The organism is Pseudomonas lundensis (genome assembly GCF_001042985.1).
Lineage (GTDB): Bacteria > Pseudomonadota > Gammaproteobacteria > Pseudomonadales > Pseudomonadaceae > Aquipseudomonas > Aquipseudomonas lundensis.
Window position 1 is genome coordinate 1 of record NZ_JYKY01000069.1, and the last position, 1,443, is coordinate 1,443.

At 61.0% G+C, this 1,443-nt stretch carries 2 protein-coding genes; both read left to right on the forward strand.

The annotated features are described in order from the left end of the window. Positions 1-582 (forward strand): electron transfer flavoprotein subunit beta/FixA family protein (locus tag TU74_RS22865; protein ID WP_048377749.1); only part of this gene is annotated, 582 nt, incomplete at its 5' end. A gap of 16 nt (positions 583-598) precedes the next feature. Continuing rightward, on the forward strand, positions 599-1,443 hold an 845-nt coding region (locus TU74_RS22870; RefSeq protein ID WP_048377750.1), incomplete at its 3' end, for an electron transfer flavoprotein subunit alpha/FixB family protein.

Below are 1,443 nucleotides of genomic sequence, written 5' to 3' on the forward strand. Positions count from 1 at the left end.
GAGATCGTCGTCGTCTCCATCGGCCCGACCACGGCTCAGGAACAGCTGCGTACCGCGCTGGCACTGGGTGCAGATCGCGCCATCCTCGTCGAATCCGCCGAAGACCTGACCTCGCTGGCCGTGGCCAAGCTGCTCAAGGCTGTGGTGGACAAGGAGCAGCCGCAACTGGTGATCCTGGGCAAACAGGCCATCGACAGCGACAACAACCAGACGGGCCAGATGCTGGCAGCGCTGACCGGTTACGGCCAGGGCACCTTCGCTTCCAAGGTTGAAGTGGCCGGTGACAAGGTAGCGGTGACCCGTGAAATCGACGGCGGCGCGCAAACGGTTTCCCTGAACCTGCCCGCCATCGTCACCACCGACCTGCGTTTGAACGAGCCGCGCTACGCGTCCCTGCCAAACATCATGAAAGCCAAGAAGAAGCCGCTTGAAGTGCTGACGCCTGACGCGTTGGGCGTTTCCACGGCATCGACCCACAAAACCCTGAAAGTCGAAGCGCCGGCGGCACGCAGCGCAGGCATCAAGGTCAAGTCGGTGGCTGAACTGGTCGAGAAACTGAAAAACGAAGCGAAGGTGCTTTGAATTGGAGGGCGTAAACATGACTATCTTGGTAATCGCAGAACACGACGGTAAAGCCCTGGCCCCGGCCACGCTGAACACCGTAGCCGCCGCTGCCAAAATCGGTGGCGACATCCACGTTCTGGTCGCAGGTCAGGGCATTGGCGCCATCGCTGAAGCCGCTGCACAGGTTTCGGGCGTGGCCAAGGTGCTGGCTGCCGATAACGCGGCTTATGCGCATCAGTTGCCTGAAAACGTTGCCCCGCTGGTTGCAGAACTGGGCAAAAGCTACAGCCACATCCTGGCTGCGGCGACCTCCAACGGCAAAAACATCCTGCCGCGTGTGGCTGCGCAACTGGACGTTGACCAGATCTCCGAGATCGTTTCGGTAGAAAGCGCTGACACCTTCAAGCGTCCGATCTATGCCGGTAACGCCATTGCTACCGTGCAATCGACAGCGCCGGTCAAAGTGATCACCGTGCGTGCGACCGGTTTCGACCCGGTGGCGGCGCAAGGCGGTGCTGCGGCAGTGGAAGCGGTCGCGGCCGTTCACGATGCAGGCACGTCTTCGTTCGTGAACGAAGAACTGGCCAAATCGGACCGTCCTGAGCTGACCGCAGCCAAAATCGTCGTCTCCGGCGGTCGCGGCATGCAGAACGGCGACAACTTCAAACACCTGTACGCACTGGCCGACAAACTGGGCGCTGCCGTGGGTGCGTCCCGTGCCGCGGTTGACGCCGGTTTCGTACCGAACGACATGCAGGTGGGCCAGACCGGCAAAATCGTTGCGCCACAGCTGTACATTGCGGTCGGTATTTCCGGCGCGATTCAGCATTTGGCGGGCATGAAAGACTCCAAAGTGATCGTCGCGATCAACAAGGACGA